This is a genomic window from Amycolatopsis sp. 3B14, assembly GCF_050958625.1.
GTDB classification, from domain to species: Bacteria; Actinomycetota; Actinomycetes; order Mycobacteriales; family Pseudonocardiaceae; genus Amycolatopsis_E; species Amycolatopsis_E thermoflava.
The window spans coordinates 20,917-40,697 of the sequence record NZ_JBHZEN010000018.1 but is presented as its reverse complement, the minus strand read 5'-3'; the positions used below and the strand labels follow the sequence as shown (position 1 = coordinate 40,697).

16 protein-coding genes and 1 pseudogene are annotated in these 19,781 nt (G+C 72.2%); 6 read left to right on the top strand and 11 right to left on the bottom strand.

Annotated features, from left to right (window positions below):
- The first annotated feature begins 182 nt into the window (after window positions 1-182).
- Window positions 183-524, top strand: a complete 342-nt coding sequence (locus ACCP09_RS09965; protein ID WP_433745202.1) for a hypothetical protein — start codon at window positions 183-185, stop codon at window positions 522-524.
- 43 nt (window positions 525-567) lie between these two features.
- Here the strand turns inward: ACCP09_RS09965 and ACCP09_RS09960 are convergent, their stop codons facing one another.
- From ACCP09_RS09960 to ACCP09_RS09940, 5 genes are all read right to left on the bottom strand, one after another.
- Complete coding sequence (locus ACCP09_RS09960; protein ID WP_433745199.1) at window positions 568-2,136, bottom strand: beta-N-acetylhexosaminidase; 1,569 nt, start codon at window positions 2,134-2,136, stop codon at window positions 568-570.
- 242 nt (window positions 2,137-2,378) lie between these two features.
- Window positions 2,379-4,256, bottom strand: coding sequence for a propionyl-CoA synthetase (locus ACCP09_RS09955; protein WP_433745276.1), 1,878 nt, complete (start codon window positions 4,254-4,256; stop codon window positions 2,379-2,381).
- Window positions 4,257-5,369: 1,113 nt separating this feature from the next.
- Window positions 5,370-5,732, bottom strand: coding sequence for a hypothetical protein (locus tag ACCP09_RS09950; RefSeq protein ID WP_378336901.1), 363 nt, complete (start codon window positions 5,730-5,732; stop codon window positions 5,370-5,372).
- A gap of 4 nt (window positions 5,733-5,736) precedes the next feature.
- Entirely contained in the window at window positions 5,737-7,449 is a 1,713-nt protein-coding gene (locus ACCP09_RS09945) for a hypothetical protein (RefSeq protein ID WP_433745196.1), read from the bottom strand.
- Window positions 7,446-8,114 carry a hypothetical protein gene (locus ACCP09_RS09940; RefSeq protein WP_433745193.1) on the bottom strand — a complete coding sequence of 223 codons (669 nt, stop codon included), beginning with the start codon at window positions 8,112-8,114 and terminating at the stop codon, window positions 7,446-7,448. The genes ACCP09_RS09945 and ACCP09_RS09940 overlap by 4 nt, the downstream gene beginning before the upstream one ends.
- 90 nt (window positions 8,115-8,204) lie before the next feature.
- Here ACCP09_RS09940 and ACCP09_RS09935 point away from each other — a divergent pair, with 90 nt between their 5' ends.
- Window positions 8,205-8,711: a hypothetical protein gene (locus ACCP09_RS09935; RefSeq protein WP_378336905.1), complete on the top strand. Its 507-nt coding sequence runs from the start codon at window positions 8,205-8,207 to the stop codon at window positions 8,709-8,711.
- Window positions 8,712-8,821: 110 nt separating this feature from the next.
- A complete protein-coding gene (locus ACCP09_RS09930) occupies window positions 8,822-10,543 on the top strand; it encodes a serine/threonine-protein kinase (protein ID WP_027933984.1) in 1,722 nt (573 codons plus the stop codon).
- A gap of 250 nt (window positions 10,544-10,793) precedes the next feature.
- Here ACCP09_RS09930 and ACCP09_RS09925 read toward each other — a convergent pair whose 3' ends face one another.
- Together ACCP09_RS09925 and ACCP09_RS09920 are read right to left on the bottom strand one after the other, a co-directional pair.
- Window positions 10,794-11,441, bottom strand: a complete 648-nt coding sequence (locus ACCP09_RS09925; RefSeq protein ID WP_433745190.1) for a class I SAM-dependent DNA methyltransferase — start codon at window positions 11,439-11,441, stop codon at window positions 10,794-10,796.
- Window positions 11,438-12,985, bottom strand: coding sequence for a dolichyl-phosphate-mannose--protein mannosyltransferase (locus ACCP09_RS09920; protein ID WP_433745187.1), 1,548 nt, complete (start codon window positions 12,983-12,985; stop codon window positions 11,438-11,440). Before ACCP09_RS09920 ends, ACCP09_RS09925 begins: the two co-directional genes overlap by 4 nt.
- Window positions 12,986-13,049: 64 nt before the next feature.
- Here ACCP09_RS09920 and rsmI point away from each other — a divergent pair, with 64 nt between their 5' ends.
- Window positions 13,050-13,877 (top strand): 16S rRNA (cytidine(1402)-2'-O)-methyltransferase, encoded by an 828-nt coding sequence (gene rsmI / locus ACCP09_RS09915; RefSeq protein ID WP_037322906.1) that lies wholly within the window; start codon window positions 13,050-13,052, stop codon window positions 13,875-13,877.
- Between the two features lie 9 nt (window positions 13,878-13,886).
- Here rsmI and ACCP09_RS09910 read toward each other — a convergent pair whose 3' ends face one another.
- Both ACCP09_RS09910 and ACCP09_RS09905 read right to left on the bottom strand, forming a co-directional pair.
- Entirely contained in the window at window positions 13,887-14,501 is a 615-nt protein-coding gene (locus tag ACCP09_RS09910; protein ID WP_433745183.1) for a GNAT family N-acetyltransferase, read from the bottom strand.
- On the bottom strand, window positions 14,459-15,700 hold the full coding sequence (locus ACCP09_RS09905; RefSeq protein WP_433745180.1) for an aminodeoxychorismate synthase component I: 1,242 nt from the start codon (window positions 15,698-15,700) through the stop codon (window positions 14,459-14,461). The genes ACCP09_RS09910 and ACCP09_RS09905 overlap by 43 nt, the downstream gene beginning before the upstream one ends.
- Before the next feature lie 28 nt (window positions 15,701-15,728).
- Here ACCP09_RS09905 and ACCP09_RS09900 point away from each other — a divergent pair, with 28 nt between their 5' ends.
- Window positions 15,729-16,712, top strand: a complete 984-nt coding sequence (locus ACCP09_RS09900; RefSeq protein ID WP_433745177.1) for a DUF4185 domain-containing protein — start codon at window positions 15,729-15,731, stop codon at window positions 16,710-16,712.
- Here ACCP09_RS09900 and ACCP09_RS09895 read toward each other — a convergent pair.
- Together ACCP09_RS09895 and ACCP09_RS09890 are read right to left on the bottom strand one after the other, a co-directional pair.
- Window positions 16,701-17,315 (bottom strand): glycoside hydrolase family 25 protein, encoded by a 615-nt coding sequence (locus ACCP09_RS09895; RefSeq protein ID WP_027933990.1) that lies wholly within the window; start codon window positions 17,313-17,315, stop codon window positions 16,701-16,703. The genes ACCP09_RS09900 and ACCP09_RS09895 overlap by 12 nt on opposite strands.
- A 230-nt stretch (window positions 17,316-17,545) precedes the next feature.
- Window positions 17,546-19,024 (bottom strand): alpha/beta hydrolase domain-containing protein, encoded by a 1,479-nt coding sequence (locus ACCP09_RS09890; RefSeq protein WP_433745174.1) that lies wholly within the window; start codon window positions 19,022-19,024, stop codon window positions 17,546-17,548.
- On the opposite strand from ACCP09_RS09890, the pseudogene ACCP09_RS09885 reads away from it, so the two are divergent.
- Window positions 18,936-19,779 (top strand): annotated as a pseudogene (locus ACCP09_RS09885) (endonuclease/exonuclease/phosphatase family protein); the annotation flags it as partial. The gene ACCP09_RS09890 and the pseudogene ACCP09_RS09885 sit on opposite strands and share 89 nt — an antisense overlap.
- Window positions 19,780-19,781 lie beyond the last annotated feature (2 nt).

Below are 19,781 nucleotides of genomic sequence, written 5' to 3'. Positions count from 1 at the left end.
TGTTCACCTGGTGGCCACCTGTGTACCAAGATCTGTAGACGCTGTCTACTCGACCGGATGTCACAGGGGGCGGCTGTCTCGTCTCGGGTGCCGAGCACACCCGCAGCGACCGACCAGGACGGTCATGCCGAGCGCGGCCAGTTGTTCGGCCACGCCACGCCCGATCCCCCTTGTTCGCTTCGGTGACCGGCGCGACCGTCTGCTGTTCGCCCAGCATCAGCTCCTATGCTGGTCAACAACGCCTGCATCACCGGATCCGGCAGGTCGACCCGGCGGACGCGCACGACCAGATCCACAGCACGGTCGACCTGGACATGGCCCGCGCGGTGTTCGAGACCGACCTGTTCGGCGTGATCGCGGTGACGAACGCGGTGCTGCCGCTGCTGCGGAAGTCACCGGCGCCACGCATCGTGAACGTCAGCAGCCATGCCGCCTCGCTGACCCTGACCAGCGACACGGACAAGCTCGGGCACCTGGCGCCCGTGGCGGACGCGTGGGCTGCCCTCCGGGAAGCCTCGGACTGACCCGCGGGCCCGGCGCGGGGGACGCGCCGGGCCCGCGTGCCTGCTACGGCCAGTCGACCTGCGGGGAGCGGTAGAAGTCGATCCCCTGGATCTCCCACCGCGGGGCCTGCTGCGCCAGCCGCTCGCGGTAGTCGTTCCAGTCGTGGGTCGACTTCGGCGACCACCCGATCTCCGCGATCCCGGGCAGCCGCGGGAAGGCCATGAACTCGATGTCGTCGCTGTCGGTCAGGGTTTCCGACCACAACGGCGCCTCGACACCCGCGACGGACGCCTCGCCGACGCCCTGCACCGCCGTCGACGGGTCCCAGTCGTAGGCGTCGGCGACCTCGACGTACCCGGCCCAGTGCAGGCCGAGCGGGCTGTTCTCGTTGTACTGCATGTCGAGGTAGGCCTTGTTGGCAGGCGAAACCACGATCTTGTTGCCCGCCGTGGCGGCCGCCGCCGTGTCGGCGTCGACGCCGTCGGTGTCCCAGAACTGCGGCACCGCGGACACCGGCGGGTCGGCCTTCGCGATCTCGTGCCAGCCCTGCGCCAGCTTGCCGTGCTTGGCGACGATCGGGAGCACCTGGCCCATGAACTTCTGGTAGTCCTCGGGGGTCGTGGCGTGGGCCTCGTCGCCGCCGATGTGCAGGTACCGGCCCGGGGTCAGGGCGGCCAGCTCGCCGATCACGTCGTCCAGGAACTCGTAGGTGATGTCCTTGTCCACGCACAGCGAGCTGAACCCGACCTCGATGCCGGTGTACAGCGGCGGCGCGACGCCGTCGCAGTTCAGCTCCGCGTACGACGCCAGCGCGGCGTTGGTGTGGCCCGGCATGTCGATCTCCGGGATCACCGTGATGTGCCGGGACGCGGCGTAGGCCACCAGGTCCTTGTACTGCTCCTGCGTGTAGTAGCCGCCCGGGCCGCCGCCGACCTCGGTGCTGCCGCCGTACGTCGCCAGGCGCGGCCAGCTCTTGATCTCGATCCGCCAGCCCTGGTCGTCCGCCAGGTGCAGGTGCAGCCGGTTGACCTTGTACTGCGCGATCTGGTCGATGTAGCGCTTCACCTCGTCGACGGCGAAGAAGTGCCGTGCCACGTCGAGCATCGCGCCGCGGTAGGCGAAGCGCGGGTAGTCCACGATCTTCCCGCCCGGCACGATCCACGGGCCGCGCGCCACCTGGCGCGACTCGACCTGCGCGGGCAGCAGCTGGCGCAGCGTCTGCACGCCGGCGAACAGGCCGTCGCCGCTGTTCGCGCGCAGCGTGACGCCCTTCTTCGTCACCGTGAGCTGGTAGCCCTGGTCGCCGACCCGCGCGGTCGGGCCGAGCTCGAGCGCGATCGACGGCGCCGAGGTGCGCTCGACGACCGGGAGGCGGTACCCCGTCGACGGGCGGAGCAGGCCGGCGAGGTAGTCGGCGACCTGCCGGGCGCCGTACTCGGCCTCGATCGCGGTGGCCGGGGTCAGCCGGAAGTCGGCCTTGGGGTCGGCGATCGCCGACACCGGAACGGGGATCACGTCCGCCAGTGCGCGGGTGTCCGGCGCGGTGGCGGGTTCGCCGGCGAGTGCGGGCTGGGTGAGGGCGGTCAGCGCGAGCGCGGTGGCGCCGAGCAGGCCGGCCAGGGATCTGCGCATGGGTCACTCTCCGCGGGGATCGGGAGCGGGTCCCCTAAAGGTATAGACCAGTGTTCCGGCGCGCGCAATGCCCCGGTTGCCACCCCACTGCTCCGGCCGGGTGAATCGCCGCATTCGACTCGTTCGGGTGGCGATTCCCCGGCCGGACAGTGCTTTCTGTCGGTGCTCGGGTCTAGCTTGTCGGTATGGACATCAACGCCCTGCCCAACGTCGTCATCCGTCTCAAGTGGACTCTTGCGCGGTCAGCTCTCCCGCAGCACCGCGCGCAGCTTGTCGAGCACCGAAGGATCTTCGATGGTCGACGGCACCGGCTCGTCCCGGCCTTCCGCGAGTCCGCGCATGGTCTTGCGGAGGATCTTGCCCGATCGCGTCTTCGGCAGAGCGTCCACAACAGACACTTGTCGGAACGCGGCCACCGGGCCGATGTCCCGCCGGACGGCGGCGATCAGCTCCGCCTTCAGCGTCTCCTCGTCGACGTCCACACCGGACTTGAGCACCACCAGGCCGCGCGGCAGCTGGCCCTTGAGCGAGTCGTGCACGCCGATCACCGCGCATTCGGCGACAGCGGGGTGCGCCGCCAGCACGGCCTCCATCGACCCGGTCGACAACCGGTGCCCGGCCACGTTGATGACGTCGTCGGTGCGGCCCATGACGAACAGGTACCCGTCCTCGTCGAAGTAGCCCGAGTCGCCGGTGAGGTAGTAGCCCTCGTAGCGCGACAGGTACGCCTCCACGTAGCGCTCGTCGTCGCCCCACAGGGTCGGCAGGGTGCCCGGCGGCATCGGCAGCTTGATGCAGATGGCGCCTTCCTGCCCGGCGGGCAGCGGATCGCCGGCCTGGTCGAGGATCCGCACGTCGTAGCCGGGCACCGGGACGGTCGCCGAGCCCGGCTTCACCGGCATCGGTTCCAGCCCGCGTGGGTTCGCCGCGATCGGCCAGCCGGTCTCGGTCTGCCACCAGTGGTCGATCACCGGCACGCCCAGCTTGTCGGCGGCCCAGTTCAGGGTCTCCGGGTCGAGCCGCTCACCGGCCATGAACAGGGTGCGGAACGACGACAGGTCGTATTTCGCGAGCTCGGTGGCGTCCGGGTCGACGCGTTTGATCGCCCGCAGCGCGGTCGGAGCGGTGAACAGGGCCTTCACCTTGTGCTCGCTGATGACGCGCCAGAACGCGCCGGCGTCCGGGGTGCCGACCGGCTTGCCCTCGTACATCACGGTCGTGGCGCCGATCAGCAGTGGCGCGTACACGATGTAGGAGTGGCCGACCACCCAGCCGACGTCGGAGGCGGTCCACCAGATGTCGCCGGGCCGGATGTCGTAGACCGCGTGCATCGAGTACGCCAGCGCGACCGCGTGGCCGCCCGCGTCACGCACGACGCCCTTCGGTTTCCCGGTCGTGCCGGAGGTGTAGAGGATGTAGAGCGGGTCGGTGGCCGCGACCGGCACCGGGTCGACCGGGCTCGCCCCGGCGACCAGTTCCCGCCAGTCGACGTCCCGTTCGCCGAGCGTCGCCTGCGCCGCGTCGCGTTGCAGCACCACGACCTTGTCCGGCTGGTGCTCGGTGGCGGCGAGCGCCTCGTCGATGATCGGCTTGTACTCGACCACGCGGTTCGGTTCGATGCCGCAGGACGCGGCGACGATCACCTTCGGCTTGGCGTCCTCGATGCGGGCGGCGAGTTCCTTGGGCGCGAAGCCGCCGAACACCACGGAGTGCACGGCGCCGATCCGGGCGCACGCGAGCATCGCCACGGCGGCCTCGGGAACCATCGGCAGGTAGACGATGACCCGGTCGCCCTTGCCGACGCCGAGGGACCGCAGGGCCCCGGCGAACAGGGCGACCTCGTCCCGCAGCTGGGCGTAGGTGTAGGTCCGTTTGCCCCCGGTGACCGGCGAGTCCCAGATCAGGGCGGGCTGCTCCCCACGCCCGCGTTCGACGTGCCGGTCGAGGGCGTTGTAGGCGGTGTTGAGCTCCCCGTCCGGGAACCAGCGGAACAGGGGAGCCCCCGAGGAGTCCAACGCCCGCGACGGCTCACGGGTCCAATCAATCGCTTTCGCCGCGGCGAGCCAGAACCCTTCCGGATCGGTAAGGCTGCGCTGGTGTTCCTCCACGTGACGGCCCATGGGGCAGACCTCCTCGTCGTCGAGCTCGTGCCCCACATCATGACGCAATCCAAGCGCCCCGACCGCGCCACGCCGCCCACCGCGCTGCGCCAGCGCCGCCCGACCACCCCGCGCCGCGCCCGTGCAGCCCGACCGCCCCTCGCCGCACCGAGCGGTGCGCGCGCTCGACCGCCCGGCGTGCCCGACCGCCCCGCGATGCGCCGAGTGGTCGGCGCGCTCGGCCGCCCCGCGTCGCACCGAGTGGTCCGCGTTCCCGACGGCCCCCAGATGCACCGAGCGCCCTGCGTGCTCGAGCGCCCAGCGCCGGGCCTAGAGGCCTGCGTGCGCGGGAGCCCGCTGCGCCGAGTGGTCCGCGTGTCGGACGCCCCAGGTGCACCGAGAGGTCCGTCCCCGAGCGCCCGCGCACGCCCAGGCGCCCAGCGCCAGACCCAGAGGCCCGAGCGCCCAACCAGCGCCGCAGAAGCCGTCGCGCGCGGCCCGTCGCACGTAGTCACCGCCCTGCGGCGCGCTCAACCACTAACCGCCGCTCCCGGCAACCACGAGCTTGCGCAGCGGCTTGCTACGGCCGTCCCGTAGCGCAGTGGTGGCCAGCCGCGTCTCGGTCGCCGTCCGGCCACGCATCGCCATCGCCGAACACGCCTCGCTGCGACCGCGGCTGCTGCGCCCGCCACTCACGCATCCGCCGCGCTCAACCACACCCCGCCGCTCCGCGACCACTCGCCGGGGTTAGCCACCGCCCGCAGAGAGGCTCGACTGCCGAGAAAGCCCGACGGCCATGAAACCCGCCCCGGAGGCCACGCCTCAAACCCCGGCCCCTGCGGGCCCTGCCTCACCCCCGCACCAGGAGGCCCTGCCCCGGCAAGCCCCGCTTCAAAGCCCGGCCTCAGAAGGCCCGCCCCAGAAAGCGACGCCTCAACCCCGCATCGGGAGGCCCTGCCTCAGAAAGCCCTGCTCAAACGCTCCGCCCCCCGACAGCCACGCCTCAAACCCTGCCCCAGAAAAGCCGCGCCTAACCCGCCCCAGACAGCGCCGCTTCAAAAAGCCCGGCCTCAGAAGGCCCGCCCCAGACACTCCCGCCTCAGAAGGCCGCGCCCCAGAACCCCGCCAAACCCCTCAGAAGGCCCCGATGAGCTCCGAAATATGCCCACCGATCTGCGCCACCGTCCCGCTCACCTCGGACGCCTGGGACAGCAGACCCTTCACCTTCTCCCACCGGGTGCGCACCACCTCGGGCTCCACGTCCTCGGCCGTGTCCGGATCCTGCGCCTTCCGCGCGTCCTCCAGCAGGCCGGTCAGGTTCCGGTCCAGCGCCTTCCGGTCCGCGACCTCGAGCGCGGCCGTCTCGGCACGCAGCTGCTCCAGCAGCGTGACCAGCGGCGCCTGCTGCTGGTTGATGTTCGCGCCGCTCATCGAGCCGCTGTTCGTTCCCGTGTTGATCGGGCCGAAGTTCCCGCCGCTGATGTTGATGCCGGTCATGTCCTCAATCCCCCTTGGCCGTCTGGACGTTCGCGCCGTCCATCGAACCGGTGTTGGCGCCGGTGTTGATGGGTGCGTAGTTGTCGCCGTGGATAGTGATTTCCTTGTGGATCACGGTCGCGGCCTGGCGTTCGAAGCTGGCCGGCGAATAGCCGCAGTCGCGCAGGATGCTGCTGATCGCGGGCATCAGCCTGCTGTGCAGGATCTTCTCGTAGCGCTCCACGTCGACCAGCTGAAAATACCTGTCCACATCGTCGGCTGCCGCCATCTCACGCAACGTCCGCAGCGAGCCGTACGCGTCCGGGTTGATCAGGCCGTGGTCCTGCCGCAGCGGCCGGATCCACTGCAGCGTGTGCTTGGCGCGACCCCAGATCGTCACCGGCAACCGCAGCAACCGCAGCAACGCCTGCCCGATCGGGGCGGCCACCCCGGCGGGCAGCTTGTCCACCGCGCGGTACCGGTCCCGCACCGGCGGCAGCACGCACGGCGTCCACTCCAAATACAGGGTGCTGGCGTCGACAGCCGCGTGCAGGTAGCTCGACATCACCAGGTCCCGGTCCCACGTCTCGACCTGGAAACACAGGTAGTAGCGCGCCCACTCACGCGGCTGCTGGCGCAGCGCCGCGACCTCGCCCGGCGGCAGGTACCGCTCCGGCGCCCGGTCCAGGCCCCGCAGGTAGACCACCGACTCCGGCTGGGTCACGTGGTCGATCAGCTCCGCGGACGACGCGAACACGGCCTCCCGGATCGACAGCTCACGCAACCGCCGGTCCGGCGACAGCGACTCGCTCTCCTGCAGCACAGCCATCGCCGCGCGGACCCGTTCGTACAGCAACGGCGTGGTCAACTCGTCGAACGGCGAGCCGTCCGGCTTGTGGTCCTCCGGCAGCCGGTCCAGTGGCAACGCCATCGACCAGGACTCGCGGTGCAACCCGGCGCCGACGAACGGGTTGTATCCGCGGTGCACGAACAACGGCACCGCGCCCTGCGGGGTTTGCTCGGCGTCCCGGTACCGGTGCAGCTGTCGCACGAACCGCGGCGGGCACAGGCCGAGCAGCGGGCGCTCGGTGGTGAACGGGTCGGCTGGCGGCCGGTTGCGGGCGCGGTAGCCGAACCGGTCGACCAGCAGCGACCGCACCACCAGCCGGTCGGTCACCAGGACCGCGAGCATCAGCACGACCAGCGCTATCGAGACGTAGGTCCACACCTCCTCGTCGCCGGCGGGCGGACCGTAGTAGTCCCCGTAGTAGCCACCGGTGAAGTCCTCGGTGGCCTCCGGATCGATCGCCCCGATCGAGTAGATCAGCAGACCGGCCAGCGCGAACGTGCCGAGCACGACGACGATCACGGCCTTGAGCGCCCCGTTGATCGCCCTGCGCCAGATCGACGGGATCACCAGCGCCACCGCGAGCACGAGCCACGTGAACAGCACCACGCTCGGGCCCGAGGCCCAGACGAACAAGCCGAACAGCACCGCCAGGATGCCGTCGCGCAGCTTGCGGCGGCCACGCGACGCGATCACCTCCACCAGCACGCGCGCCGGGTCGAACCCGGGCGAATGCGGCAGCGGCCGGGTCGGCTCGGTGAGGAACTCGCGGATCGCCCGGTCGGCGTATCCGGAGTCGAGGTGCGCGGCCGCGCACAGGTACCGCGTCGTGTCATCCTGGGGCCGCACCTGGTCCGGGACGGCCCAGGCGGTCATCGTCGTTCCGGTCACGGGATCGCGTTCTCCGTCATGGCGGTGAGGATCGGGACCATCTCGGGCCAGTCGGCGGCCTTCGACGAGGCGTACACGAAGTACTCGGTGCCGGAGGCGCGCCAGTACTCGGCCTTCACGTGCCGCCTGCCCTCCGGCGCCGTCCACTCGAACTCCCACACGATCGCCTCGTACCCGCGGATGGTCGTCTGGGCGAGCTCCACGCGGGAGTACCCGGGCCGGGCGGCGGCGAAGTCGCTTTCGGCTTCGAGGTGGGAGTCCAGGATCGAAGCGTTCGGCACGGCCGAGCCGCCGTAGCGGACGTAGCGGGAGCTGTCGGCGGGGTCGGTGGCCTGCACGCTGCCCGCGGACCGGGTCGGCGCGACGGTCCAGCCCTCCGGGATGACCGTGCGGATCCCGGCCGGGCCGGTCACCTCGTTCCCCGGCGCCACCGAACTGCTCGTCGTGGTCGTGGTGGTCGTCGTCGAGGTGCGGCGGCTGCTCGACGTGCTCGCGGTCGTCGTGGCCGAGCTCGACGTGGCCGTGGCCAGCTGGGTCGTTCCGCCGCCGCCGCTGTCGCGGACGAGCAGCAGCGCGGTGCCGACCGCGCCGAGCACGACGAGGTTCGCCACGCCCGCGAGCAGCGCCAGACGCGCCGAGCTCGGCTGGCCCCCAGGAGGCGGCATCGCTGTCCCCTCATCAACCGCTCGTGCCGAAGTGAGCACTGAGGGTAGCATTGGGCGCCCCGCCCGGGTTACTCCTTTTGGGAGATTCACGTGACCGAACAGACCGACCCGATGTCCGCTGTTCAAGCGCTCGAACAGCAGCTCGCCGCCGCTCCGGCCGATGCGGACCTGCGTCTGCGGCTCGCGCACGCCCTCGAAGCGTTGACTGTTTCCGCACGCAGCGTGACCAGAGAGGGGCTGCCCGTGGTGACGTCGACGCGTCAGCGTGAGTTGTGCGCGTGGGCGGCCCGCCGGATCCTCGAACTGAACGTGCCCGACACCCGGCTCACCACCGGCGCGCAGGCGCTGCTGACCGAGCTCGACGCCGGACGCCGGTGGGTGTGGCACAGCCAGGGCCAGGTCGCCATCGCCGCGGTGGTGGTGCTGGGCCTGCTCGCGGTCGTGCTGGGCGGGCTGACCGGCGTCGTCGCGGTCGTCGTCGCCGGCGCGGTGCTCAGCAGCGTCCTGCTGTCGGTGCTGGTCCTGCGCTTCCGGCGGGAGCGGTGGCGCGTCGAAGCGGAGCGGCTGGCGCCGGTCATCTGGCGGCCCGGCATCTGAGGAAGTCTCACTCCGCAGGGCGACCGCAACCCGCCCGGCACCTGCCGCGTCCAAGGTGCGAATAGGGTGGGAGACCAGAAGAAGACCCCGAACACGAAGGGACCCGGGCGGTGAACGCGTTCGCGGACTGGCTGCTGTCCCTCGCGCATGCCCTGTTCAACCCGGGGTTCTGCCCCGGTGACTGGGTGTGGGCCACGGTGGCCGCGGGGGCGCTGACCGCCTTGTTCCCGGTGGTCGGCGCGGTCCTCGTCGCGCTCATGCGGAAGTTCACCGGCAACCGGTACGACACCGGCACGATCGCGGCCATCGGCGTGATCGCGTTCGTGTTCTCGTTCGGGCTGCCGTGGATGGCGTTCAACGGCATCTCGGGCATCTACCGGGCCGCGGCCGAGGGCACGTCGTCGCTGTCGAAGGCCGACCTGGCGACGCTGAACCGCGAGTACTGCTCGTTCATCGGCACGCAGAGCGAGTACCTCGGCGGCGGGCAGAACATCTTCGAGACGATCTTCTACCCCTCCGGCAACGTGCTCGCCTACGGCTACTACCTGGGCGCGCTGGTCGGGCTGCCGCTGCTCGCGCTGCTGTTCATGATCCTGCAGGCCCGCACCGCGATGCGCCGCGGGCCGAAGTGGCCTGGCCGCCTGCTGTGGGTCGGGTTCGTGATGTTCGTGGTGTTCTCGGTGGGCGTCTCGGCCAACGCGGGTGTGTTCCTGTGGCTCGGGTTCATCCCGATCGCGATGCTCGGAATCATCCCCATCGCCCTGGTCGGGCCGCCGCCGTGGTCGGTCATCAACAAGCCGGAGCGGCCGCGCCCGGAGCCGCGGCGCGAGCCCCCGCCCCAGGTGCCGCCACCTCCGCCGCCACAGCAACAGCCGCCGAAGCAGTACGCGCCGACGGCCGTCGCGCCCGCCGCGCAGGAACTGGCCGCGGCGCCCGGTCCGGTCCCGATGCCGCCCGGGTCGACGGCCAACGGCGGCGGCCGGTACCGGCGGATCAAGCGCCTCGGCCACGGCGGGTTCGGCACGGTGTGGCAGGCCGTGGACAACCAGCTGGGCCGGACGGTCGCGCTGAAGATCGCCCACGCGCCGGACCGGGACACCGAGGAGCGCATGCGCCGCGAGGCGAGGGCGCTCGCGATGGTCGACCACCCGAACTGCGTGCGGGTCTACGACCTGGTCGAGGAGCCGGACGGGCTCGCCCTGGTCATGGAGTACCTGGAGGGCCAGTCGCTGGCCACCGCGGTGGACACGATGGGGCCGCTGGACGACGTCGCGGCGGGCCGCCTGTGGGCGACGATGGCAGGCGCGCTGGCCGCCGCGCACGAGAAGGGCGTGCTGCACCGCGACGTGAAGCCGTCGAACGTGATCCTGGACCCGCAGGGCATGCCGCACCTGATCGATTTCGGCATCGCCCGCAGCCGCGGCGACTCGACGATGACCGCGACCGGGATGATGATCGGCACGCCCGACTTCGTCGCCCCGGAGCAGGCCGCGGGTGCGGCGGCGTCCCCGGCCTCGGACGCGTGGCAGCTGGCGGCGACCGTGAGCTACGCGCTGTCCGGCTACCCGCCGCGCGGGACCCGCGAGACGCCGATGGCGGCCCTGATGGCGGCGGCCCGCGCCGAGCCCGTGTCGAAGCTGCCGCAGCGGTCCGCGCACGCCCGGCTGCTGATCGCCTCGCTCGACAACGAACCCCGCCGCCGCCCGACGCTGCACACGGTGGTGCGTGAGGTGGAGGGCTTCCTGTCCCGGGCGGGCAAGTCGATGGACGGGCCGGTGACGCGGATCGTGCCACGGCACGGCGGCACGACGCGGGCGATGCCGCCGCGCTGACCCGGGGTTTGTCGTGCCGGATGGGGCGTGGGGCGCTTCCGGTCAAGGGGATTGCCTGCGGGTGCCCAGGACTAGCCGGTGACGCGGGGTGCGCCGGTGGTGCGCTTGTCGTCGAGCGGCTTTCTGCGGGTCCTTCTGGGCGGGCCAGCGAAGCGGATCCCGCTGGTGCGCTGCGGCGGTGCCGCCGCACTGATCTCGGGTTCCGTGGGACCGGGTGTGCGGCGGTGCGCCGCCCCGAGTCGTGGCGTCGCTATCGGTGGGGTAGTGCGGAGCGCCGGCTGGTGTGCTTCCGGCCCAGCAGGATCGCCTGCGGGTGCTTCGCGCCTTCCAGCTCCACCCGGGCGGCGATGTCGAAACCGGCCCGTTTCAGCAGCTTCGCGACGTGGTCGGGCGGCAGCAGGTACGCGTCGTAGTCCACCGGGTGGCCGTAGGCCGTCTCGGGTTGCAGCTGGGCGTTTCCGGCGTGGAAGCCGATCACCACGTGACCTTCGGGCGCCAGCGCGCGGGCGAAGCCGGCGAACACCGTCGGCAGCACCGCCGGCGGGACGTGGAAGATCGACCACCACGCGACGATCCCGCCCAGGGACCCGTCCGCCACGTCGAGCGCCGTCATCGAGCTCACCTCGAACCGCAGCTGCGGGTACGACCGGCGGGCGATCTCGACCATCCCGGGTGACAAGTCGACGCCAAACGCTTGCGTGCCGAGTCCCGCGAGGTGCGCCGTCACGTGGCCGGGTCCGCAGCCGACGTCGGCGACCGGGCCGGTCACCAGCTCGGCGAAGGCGCTCAGCATCCCTCGGCCCACCGCGTCCGCCGCGAACCGCGGGCGGACGAAATCCGCGTAGTCCTCCGCCACCCGGTCGTACGACTCCCGGGCGCGGTCCAGGTACCCGGTCATCGCCAGGACGGCAGCCAGAGCTCCGCCTGCCAGCGGGCGTTGCTGATCGGGTCGCCGTTCAGGATGGGCCACAGCCACGCGAAGTTCGCCACTACCAGGCCGACGTACAGCGCCACCACCAGCAGCCCCGTCCCGCGGCGTTCGAACCCGCGCCGTGCGCTGCCCAGGATCTGGCCCAGCGCGAGGGTCAGCCCGAGCGCCAGGAACGGCGCCATCGGCGTGGCGTAGAAGAAGTACATCTGCCGGTCGATGTTCGTGAACCACGGCAGGAACCCGGCGAGGTAGCCGACCAGCACGGCGGCGTAGCGCCAGTCGAACCGGAACAGCCAGCGCCACAGGCCCCACCCGAGCATCGGGATCGCGAGCCACCACGTCGCGGGCGTGCCGATCAGCATCGTCGCCCGGATGCAGTCCGACGCGCCGCACGTGCCGTTGCCCGACTCGTAGTAGTAGAGCATCGGCCGCAGGCCCATCGGCCACGTCCACGGCTTCGACTCCCACGGGTGCGGGTCGTCCTTGGGCGTGACCAGGCTTTCGTGGAAGTGCAGCACGTTCATCGAGTAGTCGCCCAGCGACCGCAGCGCGGGCGGCGCCCAGCTCCAGAACCCGGGGTCGATGCCCTGCAGTTCGGTGTAGTGCCGGTCGGTGCCGGACTCGCTCGCGAACCACGCCCACCAGCTCGCCACGTACATCAGCGCGGGGATGGCGAGGATGGCCCACAACGCGGGCAGCACGTCCCGGCGCAGCGTCCCGGCCCACGGCCGCGGCACCCCCGCCGCCCGGCGCGCGGCCACGTCGAACCCGACGCACAGCAGCCCGAAGAACGCCATGTAGTACAGGCCCGACCACTTGACCGCGAACGTCAGGCCGAGGCACACCCCGGCCGCGAACCGCCACCAGCGGAAGCCCAGCCGCGGCCCCCACGGCGACTCGTCCGCCCAGCCCTCGGCGACCGCCACCGCCAGCCGCTGCCGCACCTGGTCACGGTCGCACAGCAGGCACGCGAACGCGGACAGCGCGAACACGGCGATGAAGATGTCCAGCATGCCCATCCTGGCCTGCAGGAACAGCACGCCGTCGCAGATCACGAGTATCCCGGCGATGCCGCCGAGCAGCGTCGAGCGGGTCAGCCGTCGCGCGATGCGGATGGTCAGCAGCACGATGATCGTGCCCGCCACGGCCGCGCTGAAGCGCCAGCCCCAGCCGTTGTACCCGAACATCCACTCGCCGAGCGCGATCAGCTGCTTCGCCAGCGGCGGGTGCACCACCAGCTCGTAGCCCGCGTTGTCCTCGAACCCGCCGTTGCGCAGCATCTGCCACGCCTGCGGCACGTAGTGCTTCTCGTCGAAGACCGGGGTGCCCTTGTCGGTGGGGGAGCCGAGGTTCTGGAAGCGGGTGACCGCCGCGACCAGCGTCAGGACGATCGTGACCACCCAGCCGCGCAGCCGGTCGGCCGGCATCGGCCGTCCGAGCAGGGTGGCGGCACGGTCCGTCGGCGGGCGGAGGTGGTCCACCTGGTCCGGTCGCGTCAGCAGAGCGGTCACGGGGGTGATCCTAGGGACCCACGGGTGAACTCGGAGTTCCCGCGCGGCTAATAGGGTGAAGGCCATGCCACTCGTCCTCGCCGCGACCCCCCTCGGTGACTCCCGCGACGCTTCGCCGCGCCTGGTCACCGCACTGGCCGAGGCGGACGTGATCGCCGCCGAGGACACCCGGCGGCTGCGGTCGCTGGCCACCGCGCTGGACGTGACGCCGCGCGGGCGGGTGGTCAGCTTCTACGAGGACGTCGAGACGTCCCGGCTGCCGAAGCTGCTGGAGGCGCTGCGGGCCGGGGAGACGGTCGTGCTGGTCACCGACGCCGGCATGCCCAGCGTGTCCGATCCGGGGTACCGCCTGGTCGCCGCGTGCGTCGAGGAGGACCTGCCGGTCACGTGCCTGCCCGGTCCGTCGGCGGTGACGACCGCGCTGGCGCTGTCCGGGCTGCCCAGCGACCGGTTCTGCTTCGAGGGCTTCGCGCCGCGCAAGCCGGGTGAGAAGGGGCGCTGGTTCCGCGAGCTGGCGGCCGAACCGCGGACGGTCGTGTTCTTCGAGTCGCCGCACCGGCTGGCCGCGACGCTGACCGAAGCGGCCGCCGCCCTGGGTGACGAGCGGCGGGCGGCGGTGTGCCGGGAGCTGACGAAGACGTACGAGGAGGTGCGGCGCGGGACGCTGCCCGAGCTGGCGGCCTGGGCGGCGGACGGCGTGCGCGGCGAGATCACGGTGGTGCTGGAGGGCGCCCGGCCACGGGCGGTGTCGGTGACGGACCTGGTGGCGGAGGTGTCGGCCCGCGTGGCGGCAGGCGAGCGGCTCAAGTCCGCGGCGGCCGAGGTCGCCGAGGCGACCGGGGTGTCGAAGAAGGAGCTGTACGACGCGGTGCTGGCGGCGCGGCGCGCCTGAGCGGGTGCGTCAGGCGGGGTCCTTCCGCATCGCCCAGGTGGTCGGACCGCCGTCGGGAAGGGCGACCTGCGCGGTCACCTGGAAGCCCAGCCCCTGGTAGAAGCCCACATTCGACTCCAGCGAGGTCTCCAGGTAGGCCGGGTGCCCTTCCGCGGCGGCGGCGCGCAACCCGGGCGCGAGGACCGCCCGGCCGAGGCCCTCGCCCTGACGGCCGGGTGCCACACCGACCGTGGCGAGGAACCACGCGGGCCCGGTCGGCCGGTGCGGGACCATCGCCTCCTCCGCGGCCGCCGCTGCCGCCGCCCGGTCACCGGCCAGCTCGCGGAGCCGCGGGGCCAGTGCGTCCAGGTCGGGCTCGCTTGCGGTGGGCGTCGTCCACACCGCCACCGCCGCCACGTCGTCGCTCACCCAGACCCGCCCACGCGGCAGCCCGACGTGTTCCAGGAACAGCCGTTGCAGCTCAGTCACCCGTGCGACGTGGTCCGCCGCCGCGACGGTGTGCCGCGTGAACGGGTAGTCCGCGAAGGCCGCGCCCAGGGTCGCCGCCGCGGCGTCGAGGTCGGCTGCGGTGCCGAGGCGGATCAGGTGAGCAGCGCTTCCAGCGGGGCGGCTTTGTGCAGGCATTCCTGCCATTCTGCCTCCGCGTCCGAATCCGCGGTGATGCCGCCGCCGACCCCGAGCGCGATCGAATCCCCGTGCACCTCGAACGTGCGGATCGCGACGTTCAGCTCCAGCCCGGCCACCGGCGACGCCAGACCGACCGCGCCCGTGTAGACCCCGCGCGGCCGCGGCTCCAGCTCCGCGATCAGCTCCAGCGCCCGGATCTTCGGCGCGCCCGTCACCGAGCCGGGCGGGAAGGTCGCGGCCAGCAACTCCGCGTCCGACGTGACCACCCGCCCCGCCACGGTCGACTCCAGGTGCCACACGCCGGGCGCCGGCCGCACCCGCAGCAGCTCGGGCACCCGCACGCTGCCCACCGCGCACACCCGGCCGAGGTCGTTGCGCACCAGGTCGGTGATCATCACGTTCTCGGCCACGTCCTTGACCGACTCGCGCAGCCGTCGCGCCAGCACGTCGTCCGCCGGGCTGCGCCGGGGCAGCGTGCCCTTGATCGGCGTCGAACGGACCTGGTCGCCGTGGCGGGCGAGGAACAGCTCGGGCGACAACGACACGACACTGCCCCACTCGCCGGTGAGGAACGCGGCCCGGCGCGGCTGCAACCCGCGCACTCCCTGCGCGAACAACGCGGCGGGCGAGCCCTCGAACGTGCCTTCGAAGCGTGTGCAGATGTTGGCCTGGAACAGCTCCCCGGCCTCGATGGCGTGCACGCACGCCTTCACCGCGTCGCCGTGTTCGGCGGGCAGCGGACGGTGCAACGGCCCCGCCTGCCAGGCCGGGGACGGCGCCGCCCGGCTCAGCAGGTCCGCGAACTCCGCCGCCAGGTCCGGGCCCCCGAGCGATTCGAACCACCACCAGCCGTCCGCGTCCAGCCGCAGGACGTGGTCGGCCCAGCCCCACACCGCCTCGGGCAGCGCCGTGCGGCGGCCGGACGGGTCGGTCAGGTCGTAGGAGAGATATCCGAACCAGCCACCGCCGACGACCCCCTCCGGAGCCTCGACCCGCGGTTGCCGGTCCGGCACCTCGAACGGGTCGGTGACCGGGCGGAGCTGGACCTCGGGCGCCAGCACGGCCTGGGAGCCGAACCACTCGCCGCACAGGCCGGCCGCCGTGCCGATCCCCCGGTTGCGGGCGCGCTCGTCGAGGAGGAGCAGCACCTCATCCGGTGTTCTTCCCCGGCTCAGCCTCGTTCGTGTCGCCCGCACGGGGACATTGTGACCTACCGTCGGACGCATGCGTGTGGTCGAGACGGAGCAGATCTGCAAGGTGACGGGCGCCGATTCGATCAACCGGACCGACCGGTTCGCCATCCACGGCACGGATCTCGGCATCCTGTGGGACGGCGGTGACGGGCGGGTCTTCGTGTTGTTCGGCGACACCTTCGGCGAGGGCTGGGGCGGCGACGGCGGCGGCCCGAACAGCGCCGACTGGCGCAGCAACGTCCTCGCCTACTCGACCAGCAGGGACCTGGCCGCCGGTCTCACGCTCGACGGCGTCGTCACGCGGCCGGACGGCACCGCAGCCCAGGTCATCGCGCGGGACGAGCGCCGGGACGAGGTGACCGTCATCCCGAACTCGGGCCTGGCGGTCGACGGGCTCCAGGTCGTGCACTACATGTCCGTGCGGCAGTGGGGCCCGCCGGGGAAGTGGACCACCAACTACTCCGGCCTCGCCGTCTCCGACGACGGCGGGGTCACCTGGGCCAAGCCGTGGAGCGCGCGCTGGATCAACCGCGCCGAGCGGGACGACCCGTTCCAGATGTGTGCGCTGGCCCGCGAGGGCGACCACGTTTACCTCTTCGGCACGACCAACGGGCGGCACGGCGACGCCTACCTGGCCCGCACGGCGATCCCGCACCTACTGGACGCGTCGTCCTACGAGTACTTCGACGGCCGCGGCTGGACGCGGGACGAGTTCGCCGCCGCGCCGGTCATCCCGGGCCCGGTCGGGGAGCTGTCCGTCGCCTACGACGTCCACCTCGGACAGTGGCTGGCGATGCACCTGGACGACCCGGGCGGCGCGATCCGGCTGCGCTCCGCCGACCGGCTCACCGGTCCGTGGTCACCCGGCCAGGTCGCCGTGCCCGGGCACCAGTACCCCGGCCTCTACGGCGGTTACCTGCACCCGTGGGCGCTGGACGGCCCGGACGTCTACTACCTCATGTCGCAGTGGGGCCCGTACAACGTGTTCCTGATGCGGAGCGGGCTAGAGCAGTAGGTCGGCCAGCGTGAACGGGTAGACCAGGGCGTCCATGCCGATGGGGCCGGACACGCCGGGCATCGGCGGCACCGAGCTGTGCTCGTGCAGCGCGAGGCGCGGGTGGAACCAGCCGGGGCGGCCCGGGATGTCGTTGTGCCGCGCCACCCACAGCACGACTTCGCGGTCGGCCCACTTCTGCGGGTGCAACCGGCGCAACCAGAGCCCGTAGTCGGCGTAGATCACGACCCGCTCGATGCCCGCGGACTGCCGCACGGTCTTGATCCACGCCTTCACGAACCGGTCGTCGACACCCTCCGCCTCGACTTCGAGCGTCGGCGCGAGCGAACCCGGCCCGAACACCCCGAGCCCGCGCCCCGCGCGCACGCACAGCTCGGCCTGGTCGTGGGGCGCGCCGGGGCGCGCGTAGTGGCGGATGCCGGTGCGGATGCCGGCCCGCTGCGCCGCTTCGATCTGTTTCCCGGCGCCGCGGTCGAGCCAGTTCGTGTTCTCGGTGACGGTGATGGAGGCGAACGAGACCGCGCCGGACCGGACCGCGTCCCAGTCCGCCACGGTCGCGTGCAGCGCGAGGTTGATCCCGCGCTCCGTGCTGCCCTCCGTCAAACCGCCGCCTTCATTCCGCGCAAATGCGTTCGCCAGGACACTGCGTAGTCACCATAAGCGCGAAAAGCCCCGGTTGCCGTATCGACGCACCACCCGAAAAGGGTGTGACCCACAGCAAGTGCCGGGCGTGACGGCACGGGGTGACGGCACGGTCACCGTCGGGGAGTCCACAGTGGAGGCGGCGGCCGGAGGAACCCGGCCGCCGGCCCGCGGACCGGCGGCCGGGTCTGCTAACCCCCGATGCCGGAATTCCGGGCGGTTTCGACGATCGTGGCCGCGTCCTCGGGCAGCAGGTGGCCCGCCGTGACCGAGGACTGGGCGGCCGCCTGCACCTTGGCCACGTAGTCCGCGTTGGTCGGGTACAGGCGGCTCAGCACCGGCTCCGCCGTGGGCGGGAACGACGGGTCGGACGGGTCGCCGTCGTCGTGCTGGTCCCACGGGTCCGCGTCGCCGTTCCACGGGTCCCGCGCGCCGTAGAGGCCGCAGAAGACGCCGCTGTCCGTGGTGTCCCGCTCGCCGCTCAGCGTGCGCGTCGGCACCGCGACGTCGGGCAGCCGGATGCCGCCGGTGGCCAGGCCGGTGGCCGGGTCGCGGCGGTCGGCGTCGAGCAGCGCGCCGCTCGCCGGGCGCGGTCCGCCCTGCGCCCACGTGGTCAGCGCCCGCAGCGCGGCGTTCATCGAGTAGTGGCCGGGCCCGTCGTTGTAGGGCGCGGACCCGGCGGCGCAACCCGGTTCCGGTGCGGCCGATCCGGCGGACTTCTGCACCGTCGGGCCGCCGAGGTCGAAGGCCCTCTGGTCGCCGTGGGCGGTGCCGGCCAGCTCCCAGTGCACGACGCGGTCGGTGTCCGGCTGCCGTGCCACCGCCGCGCCCGGCACGTCGGTCTCGGTGAGCACCACGAACACCGGAACCGCGGTGTCGGTCCGGATGCGGCTCGGGTTCGGCATCGTCAGCACGTCGACGAGCCTGCCGCTGATCGGGGCCGCGACCGCGCTGTTGCTGTGGATCATCAGGCCGTCGTAGACGCGCGCGACCGGCTGGACGGCGTTGGCGTAGGTGGTCATGAACCCGGCCGACTGCGATTCCCCGTCGGCGAGCAGCGTCCGGATCTCCAGGCCGCCCAGCGGGTCCGGCCCGTTCGGCGTGCGCAACGCCTGTCCCGCCTGGGAGAAGATGTCATAGGCGTAGGCGTCGCCGGGGTGCACGAGGCTGCCGTAGCGCGCCGGGTCCCAGCCGCGCAGGCCCGCGATGTCGCCGAGCCCGCCGTTGACGCCGACGGACTGCGCCGATACGCCGACCCACGCGTAGCCCTGGCGGAGCAGCTCGTCCCGCATGAACCAGTAGTCGGGCGACAGTTCCAGCTGGGCGCTGACGTTGAGCCACTCCACGACGACCGTGCCGTTGAAGCGCGCCGGGTCGCTCGGCCGACGGACCAGCAGCCGCGTCCGGTACTCGGCCTGGGTGGTCGGCCGGACGTCCCACCGGCCGGACGAGGTCCACAGCCCCGACTTGGCGTACGCGGTGGCGGTGCCCGAGATAAAGAACTCGCTCTCGGTGTAGCCGAACGAGCCGAGGTCCTCGGCCGCGGCGAGGAACGGGAACCCGTGGCTTCCCGCGGGTGGTGTGGTGATCGTCGGGTTCGCGGCCGCCGCCGTGGCGGGCAGGAGCGCGGTGAACACCGCCAGTAGTGTCGCGAGAACGGCTGTGCGCACTGGTCACCTCCGAGGTGTGGGGAGGGCCAGTGTGGGGCGGCCGCGGTCGCCCGGGCATCGGCGAAATCACCGGTGCATACGACGCCTCGCTCAACGGAGCACCGCGGGCCAGCTGGTCACCGGCCAGAACGGCGCCGCGCCGATCGACTACCCGTACGCGTTCCTGGCGCCGTCGAACACCGGCGTGCCGACGGGCTTCGACATCAACCGCGACGGGGCGACCGTGCACTTCCTGGTCTCCCACCCGACGCCGCCCACGTTCGACGGCGCGGAGGACCGCAACGGCACCCTCAACCACGACGAGATCCGCCTGTGGGCCGACTACGTGACGCCCGGCAAGGGGCGGCTACCTCTACGACGACGCCGCCCGCCGCGGCGGGCTGAAGCCGGGCGAGGAGTTCGTCGTCGCCGACGACAACAACTCCGACCCGAACGACGGCGACAGCGTGCCGGGCGCGATCGACCATCTGCTCGGCGCGCCGCGCGTGCGGGACACCTGGCCGGGCAGCACGGGTGGCCGTCTCGCGGCCCAGGCATAGGGTGGCGCGAACCCGACCCACGAGACGGACCCGTACTTCGACACGGCGGACTTCAGCGACAGCGCGCCCGGCAACCTGCGCGTGGACTACGTGCTGCCCTCACGCGGCCTGGTCCCCGCCGGCGGCGCGGTGTTCTGGCCTGCGCCGGACTCGCCGCTGGTCCGGCTCAAGGACGCCTCCGACCACCACCTGGTGCGCGTGGACGTGCTGCGGCCGCG

What these genes read in the sequence shown, in the direction of transcription:
- ACCP09_RS09960 (WP_433745199.1), bottom strand. Translation starts at nt 2,136, where the DNA reads ATGCGCAGATCCCTGGCCGGCCTGCTCGGCGCCACCGCGCTCGCGCTG.
- ACCP09_RS09955 (WP_433745276.1), bottom strand. Translation starts at nt 4,256, where the DNA reads ATGGGCCGTCACGTGGAGGAACACCAGCGCAGCCTTACCGATCCGGAA.
- ACCP09_RS09950 (WP_378336901.1), bottom strand. Translation starts at nt 5,732, where the DNA reads ATGACCGGCATCAACATCAGCGGCGGGAACTTCGGCCCGATCAACACG.
- ACCP09_RS09940 (WP_433745193.1), bottom strand. Translation starts at nt 8,114, where the DNA reads ATGCCGCCTCCTGGGGGCCAGCCGAGCTCGGCGCGTCTGGCGCTGCTC.
- ACCP09_RS09925 (WP_433745190.1), bottom strand. Translation starts at nt 11,441, where the DNA reads ATGACCGGGTACCTGGACCGCGCCCGGGAGTCGTACGACCGGGTGGCG.
- rsmI (WP_037322906.1), top strand. Translation starts at nt 13,050, where the DNA reads ATGCCACTCGTCCTCGCCGCGACCCCCCTCGGTGACTCCCGCGACGCT.
- ACCP09_RS09910 (WP_433745183.1), bottom strand. Translation starts at nt 14,501, where the DNA reads ATGCCTGCACAAAGCCGCCCCGCTGGAAGCGCTGCTCACCTGATCCGC.
- ACCP09_RS09900 (WP_433745177.1), top strand. Translation starts at nt 15,729, where the DNA reads ATGCGTGTGGTCGAGACGGAGCAGATCTGCAAGGTGACGGGCGCCGAT.